This is a genomic window from Steroidobacter sp. (genome assembly GCF_016790065.1).
Lineage (GTDB): Bacteria > Pseudomonadota > Gammaproteobacteria > Steroidobacterales > Steroidobacteraceae > Steroidobacter.
The window spans coordinates 1-6256 of record NZ_JAEUPY010000141.1; the positions used below are offsets into that span (position 1 = coordinate 1).

General features: G+C 60.7%; 7 protein-coding genes. 4 read left to right on the forward strand and 3 right to left on the reverse strand.

Annotated elements, in window-relative coordinates; translation table 11 throughout:
• Positions 1-206, reverse strand: a 206-nt coding sequence (locus JNL55_RS05965) for a hypothetical protein (protein ID WP_293850658.1), incomplete at its 3' end; no start/stop codon positions are given.
• Between the two features lie 141 nt (positions 207-347).
• Here JNL55_RS05965 and JNL55_RS05970 point away from each other — a divergent pair.
• The 4 genes from JNL55_RS05970 to JNL55_RS05985 all read left to right on the forward strand — a co-directional run bounded on the left by JNL55_RS05970 (position 348) and on the right by JNL55_RS05985 (position 3771).
• Complete coding sequence (locus JNL55_RS05970) at positions 348-968, forward strand: energy transducer TonB (protein WP_293850661.1); 621 nt, start codon at positions 348-350, stop codon at positions 966-968.
• Positions 969-1230: 262 nt separating this feature from the next.
• Positions 1231-2178 carry a hypothetical protein gene (locus JNL55_RS05975; RefSeq protein ID WP_293850664.1) on the forward strand — a complete coding sequence of 316 codons (948 nt, stop codon included), beginning with the start codon at positions 1231-1233 and terminating at the stop codon, positions 2176-2178.
• Between the two features lie 165 nt (positions 2179-2343).
• Positions 2344-2880: a glycine zipper 2TM domain-containing protein gene (locus JNL55_RS05980; RefSeq protein WP_293850667.1), complete on the forward strand. Its 537-nt coding sequence runs from the start codon at positions 2344-2346 to the stop codon at positions 2878-2880.
• Positions 2881-3006: 126 nt separating this feature from the next.
• A complete protein-coding gene (locus JNL55_RS05985; RefSeq protein WP_293850670.1) occupies positions 3007-3771 on the forward strand; it encodes an SIR2 family NAD-dependent protein deacylase in 765 nt (254 codons plus the stop codon).
• Positions 3772-3776: 5 nt separating this feature from the next.
• Here the strand turns inward: JNL55_RS05985 and JNL55_RS05990 are convergent, their stop codons facing one another.
• Together JNL55_RS05990 and JNL55_RS05995 are read right to left on the reverse strand one after the other, a co-directional pair.
• Complete coding sequence (locus tag JNL55_RS05990) at positions 3777-5075, reverse strand: amidohydrolase (protein ID WP_415923014.1); 1299 nt, start codon at positions 5073-5075, stop codon at positions 3777-3779.
• A gap of 34 nt (positions 5076-5109) precedes the next feature.
• Complete coding sequence (locus JNL55_RS05995) at positions 5110-6129, reverse strand: FAD:protein FMN transferase (RefSeq protein ID WP_293850676.1); 1020 nt, start codon at positions 6127-6129, stop codon at positions 5110-5112.
• Positions 6130-6256 lie beyond the last annotated feature (127 nt).

Consider the following 6256-nt stretch of genomic DNA (forward strand, 5'->3'; position numbering starts at 1 on the left):
ATGAGCTCTGTAAGCACTGCGGGCGAACGTATGCAGCTGGTCGCGATGAACTCGCTACAAGTCCAAACCCGCACCAACGACTCGGCAACGCGCGCTTCGGCGAGGATGGCATTCCAGCTGTCGGGATTGTCGCCGCGCGCCGCTTGCAACCGCGCTTCTGTGTCGGCCAGTAAGCCGCGGGCGGTCTCTGAGATCTTGGTCGTCATACCGCGGAGTGTACGGAACTTTTTCGGGTTGCCGCCAATCGGCGACGTCAGCCACGCCAGGCCATTTTGAACCTTCCCGCGATTCGGCCCGTTTATATGCAACGTAGGCCCGTGGTGGCCCATGTAGAAGTGGAGGTCAGAATGTACGCACCAGGTACCCCGAAGAATGAGGGCCTTCTGTCCCGAGGCGGGCCCGCCGCTGCCGTCATCGGCATTCATATCCTCATCATCTATGGTCTGGCTGCCAGCATGGGCGTAGTCAAGGTTCCGCAATTCGCGGCACCGCTCGAGGCAGTGTTCATTCCGGAACAGACCGAGTCCGAGCCGGACAAGCCGGTGCCGGTGAAGCCGGAGATCGATCAGGTCATGCCCACCGAACAACCGATGCCCGAGATCCAGTTCGAGGAAGCTGTGGTGCCTCCGTCAGACACTGCAGTGCCGGCTTCTGAGAATGCGATTGCCGCAACCACAGCAGCAGGCGCCGTCGCGCAGGATCTGAAAACCAGCAATCGAGTCGAGCCGACCTATCCTTCTTCTTCGCGTCGTGCGGGTGAGGAAGGCACTGTGCGCTTGAAGGTATTGGTCGATGCGAACGGTCGTCCGCGTGACGTGGCCGTTGCTTCGAGCAGTGGCTTCGCGCGACTCGACCAAGCAGCGATGGATGCTGTTCGTAAGTGGCGCTTCGTGGCCGCGACCGACGGTACTAATGCGATTAGCGCCTGGACGCAGGTGGCCATCACCTTCCGCCTGACGAGCGCCTAGTCGTCTATCCAAGCGTCTATCCGTTCAGCCAGCTTCGCTTCAGGCCGGGTTCGTCCCGGCCTGTTTTTTTGTCCGTAATCCTGGAGCTGGGTCTCAAATTCAAGCGCGAGAACTTGAGGCTCGTCACGTCCTCACCGAACTCATCCTCATAGGCTCGATCGCAAGGGTAGTGGCGATGAGCGCTGCCCGCGTCCGCAGAGCGCGGACAGGCCAAGGCAATTGTGTGCTTCAGGCTTTGCCCTAAAGCCCAATCTGCCTCGACATGCGAACTTGTCTAGCATCCAAGCCGGTGGTGACCATGCGCGCGACCTCTGCCTCTGTGCCCTCTGTCAGCAACTCTAACAAGAGCGTCCTGAAACTGGCGCTGCTGGCCGGAGCGATGTCGGCACTGGCCATGATGAGCATGCAGCGCGCCGACGCCGACAGCGCCCTGTGCGGCAGCGGCAGTGAATGCCGGCCCGACTTGTCCTCGCCTGCGTCCGCCCAACATTTTTTCCGTTTCTCCACGGCGCACGATCAGGCCAGTCAATACGACTCGCTGCGACGGAGTGAAGTGTCCGCCAAGGACTATGCTTCGTTCAGCGGCGTTGGTGTGATTTCTTGTAGCGTGGACGGCAAGCAGCGCACTTCGACTGCCTTTCTGGTCGGCGCCTTCGACATCGGCGTCACCGTTGCGCATGCCTTTGAGAAATCGACCAACGGCGCGGAGCCCGAAGACTGCACTTACAACAGCCTCGATTCGCTCGGCCAGGTGCGCGAGCGCATTCCAGTGTCGTATGTGAAGTCACAATGGGATGAAGCCGGCTCTTCCGGTCAGCTCAGCAAAGATCTCGCCGTCGTGCGTTTGAGCCAGCCTTCGCGCTACGCGCAGCGGACCATGCCGCTGGGCCGTTTCTCCGGCGCCGCCGCGTCAGTGGTGATGGTCGGCTACAAGAGCGACATCGACGCCGACAGCATCAAGCGCAAAGCTCGCGGCACTGTTTACGAACGTCGTGCCGATGGCCTCGTGGCATCGACCGCCGGCGGCTTCACACATGATTTGGATTCACGGGACATCGCCCCGGGTGCACCGCTGATCGATGAATCCACCGGCGTCATCATCGGCATTCACGCGCAGTCGGCACGCAATACCATGATCACCATGAACGATTGGCTCGAGGCCACGTTACGTACTGAGATGCAGCAGCAGCGCGAGGCACGCGCGAACTAATCGCCCCGCGAATTCCGAATCTCTTTCATAGGGCGCCGCGAAGACTTTCCGGCGCCTTTTTCTTTTCTGAACCCTGTCAGCCATAGCTGACGCCATCCGGCGACGGGAACCGTCCCTGGGCCCTTTTCGTTTAGTCTACGTCCTACACACTGCGCGTGAGACAGCATGAATAAGTCGTTGGTCATGGGTTTGGTACTGGGTGCGGCGGTCGTTACGGCCGGAGCGGCAGTGGCCAATCTGGATATCTTCGATCGCAGCCCCAAGTTTGCAGAAGTGCTGAAAGTCGACGCCGTGAAACAAACGACTCGCACGCCGCGGGAAGTTTGTAACGATCACGCCGTCACCCATCAGGCACCTGCGAAAGATGAGAAGCGCATTGCCGGCACCGTGATTGGCGCGGTGGTGGGCGGTGTGCTGGGCAATCAGGTAGGCGATGGCAGCGGCCGGAAAATCGCCACCGCCGCCGGTGCCGCTGCAGGCGGCTATGCTGGCAACAAGGTCCAGCAACGCATGCAAAACGGCAACACGTACACCACCACGGAAACTCGTTGCGAGACGGTGTACGACAGCAAGGAACACATCGTTGGCTACGATGTGCACTATCGGTTGGGTGACCAGGAAGACACAGTCCGCATGGACCGTGATCCGGGCGCACGCATTCCGGTAGAGAACGGCAAGCTGCAGACGGCAGCCTTGCGCTGAAGATTCCTGCCGAGGGTTGGTTTCGGTTTGGCGGTAGGCGGAACGGGCGGCAAGTGAGAGTATAAAGAGGAAACGATTCCTCCCACCTCTCCACGGGTCGCTCACCGCCAACCGCTGAACCGCCGCATGACTGCTCCTAGTAATTTTTCGGGTAATCTTCTGGGCGATTTTCTCAGCGCCAGCCAGCGCGTGCTGATTTTCACCGGTGCCGGCATCAGCACCGAATCGGGCATTCCCGATTTCCGCAGCCCCGGCGGCTTGTGGAGCAAGATGCAGCCCATTTATTTCCAGGACTTCATCGCCTCCGAGCACACGCGCCGCGAAGCGTGGCGCCGCCGTTTCAGCAATGCCGACGGTTGGGTCGGTGCCAAACCCAATCGGGGTCATCTGGCCGTGGCCGAACTGATTCAGTCCGGTCGCGCCGCTGTCGTCGTCACTCAGAACGTCGACAACTTGCATCAGGTCTCGGGCGTCCCCGAGCAGAAAGTGATCGAGCTGCACGGCAACTCGACCTACGCCAAATGTTTGAAGTGCCAGACGCGCGTCGAACTGGTCGACCTGGAGCGTGAGTTTCAGGAGCTGGGTAACGTCGGCCCCTGCAAACGCTGTGGCGGCATCATCAAAACCGCCACCATTTCTTTCGGCCAGCAAATGCCCGAGCTGCCCATGCGACGCACTCAGGAAGAAACCCAGGCCTGCGATTTGTTTCTAGTCCTGGGTTCTTCGTTGTCGGTTTACCCTGCCGCTGACTTCCCGCTCCGCGCCAAACAACACGGCGCCAAGCTCGTCATCGTCAACCGCGATGCCACTCCTTTGGATGACGCCGCCGATTTAGTCCTCCACGAAGGCATCGGCGACACGATGACGGCGGCGCTAGCTGAGCTGCGGTAAAGCGTCTACTTGCGCGCCTGCAAATAATCCAGAGCCAACGTCGCCAGCGAGCGCGTAGCCAACGCGATGCTAGGCTCGTCGATGTAGAACAGCGGCGAATGGTTGCTTGGCGCTGACTTCGCGTCCTGCCCCTGCGGAGTGACGCCGACGAAATAGAACAAGCTGGGAATCAGATCGGCGTAGTAAGCAAAATCTTCCGCGCCGGTGATCAACGGCATCACTACGACCCGATCGTCCCCAACCACCCGTCGCAGAGACGGCAACGAACGCTGGGTGAGTTCGGGATTGTTCATGACCACCGGATAGTTGGCCGCGCTAAACGTCACCTTCGCCTGCGCACCGCTGGAAGCAGCAACATTGCTGGCCGTGCGCTCGATGCGCTTGATGATGTCGGCACGCATGCCTTTATCGAAAGTCCGCAACGTGCCACGCATATCCACCGAATCCGGAATGATGTTGTGACGAACGCCGCCGTCAAACTTGCCGATGGTCACGACCGCGGGCAGCTCGGTGATATCGATCTGGCGACTGACGATGGTCTGCAACGCCATCACGATCTGCGAGCCCGCAACGATGGGATCCACACCCGACCACGGTCGAGAACCATGCGCTTGCCGTCCAATCACTTCGATACGGAACGTATCGGACGCGGCCATGAACGGCCCCGATCGATAACCCAACACGCCGGTGTTCAAGTTCGACGTAACGTGCAAGCCGAACACCGCTTCAGGCTTCACTTCGCTGAACAAACCTTGCTTGATCATCAGCGCAGCACCGCCCTCTTCACCTTCCGGCGCGCCTTCTTCAGCAGGCTGGAAAATAAACAGTACCGTGCCCGGCAGATCCTGCTTCATGCCGACCAGCAGTTCCGCTACGCCCATCAAATTGGCGACGTGCGAATCGTGGCCGCAGGCGTGCATCACGCCGACCTTCTTGCTCAGATACTCGGTAGTCACCGTCGACTTGAATGGCACATCGGCCTGCTCGGTCACCGGCAGCGCATCCATGTCTGCACGCAACGCAATCACTGGCCCCGGCTTGCCGCCTTTGAGAACAGCTGTCACGCCGGTGTGAGCAATGCCGGTACGCACCGGCAGGCCCAATTTCTTCAAATGATCCGCGACCAGCTTGGACGTGCGCGTCTCACGATTGCTCAGCTCAGGGTGCTGATGAATGTCCCGGCGCCAAGCAATGACTTTGGACTCGAGCTTGGCGGCCGCGCTATCGATCTGCGCACCAGTGATTTGCGCCGAGGCAGTGGCAGTAGCGAACAGTGCACTGGCCGCGAGACCGGTCGGGATCATCCACTTCATAGTTTATTTCCTGCGTGAATAAAGGCTAAGGAGCGGCCACATACGCCGCGAACCGCGGCGTGGTGACGGAATGAAGCTCGGTGCCCCGAGCCTCGATGAACAGTGCCGGCATGTCGAGCTTGGTCGCCAACTCCATACCGGCTTCAGTGCCTAGAACATTGAGTGCCGTAGTCCAAGCGTCCGTGTACATGGAGGTGGGACCGATCACCACCACAGAGGCGAGGGTATGCTCGACCGGCCGGCCGGTGCGAGGATCGATGGTGTGCGAATAGCGATGACCGTCGCGATCGAAGTAGTGACGGTATTCGCCCGAAGTAGTCACCGCCGCATCGTCGAGCTGCACGATGGCATACGGTTCAGGCTCTGCATCGATGGGCCGCTCGACTGCGATTCGCCACAGCTGGCCACGCGCATTGCGACCCTGCGCACGCACTTCGCCGCCGATGTCGATCATGAAATGACTGAGCTGCATGCTTCGGAAGCGCTCGGTCATCAAGTCGACCGCATAGCCCGGCGCAATGCCGTTCAGATCGACCCGCAATGCCGCGTCGGCTTTGCGTAAGGCTGGCGGTTGCAGCCGAGCCTGGAGTTTTTGGTAGCCGACCTGAGCCTTGAGTTCGGCCAGCCGAGTCGCATCGGGCAGCTCGATGGGTTCGCCTTTCGCGCCGAAGCCCCAAGCGGCCACCAGCGGCCCCACAGTTATGTCGAATGTGCCACCCGAATCGCGGCTGACCTGCAACGCATAGTCCACCACGGTGGCCAGATCGGTGGACACCTCGACCCAATCGGTCGAAGTCGAAGCGTTGAAGCGAGAAATTTCCGAATCATCGCGGTAGCCCGACATGCTCAGGTCGATGCGTTCGAGCACCTGGTCGGCCGCGACCCGCAGCGCATGCGCATCGACCGTGTCGGGGGCGGACGCGACCTTGATCGAGTAAGTCGTGCCCATGGTGGGCCCGGCGATGGCCAACTCTTCTGGAGCGCGAGCGCAGCCGGCTGCCGCCAGCGCCACTAGACCGATGAATGCCCGACTCGCTCCGACCACACGCCGCCCCGGTCCTGCAGAGGCGGCGAATGGTAACAGGAGCGTCAGCGCCGGGCGCGAAGCGAAATGCCGTGCATGCCGGCCTTGTTACGGACGGCAGATTCGGTTCGACGTAGCGTGCTGGCAA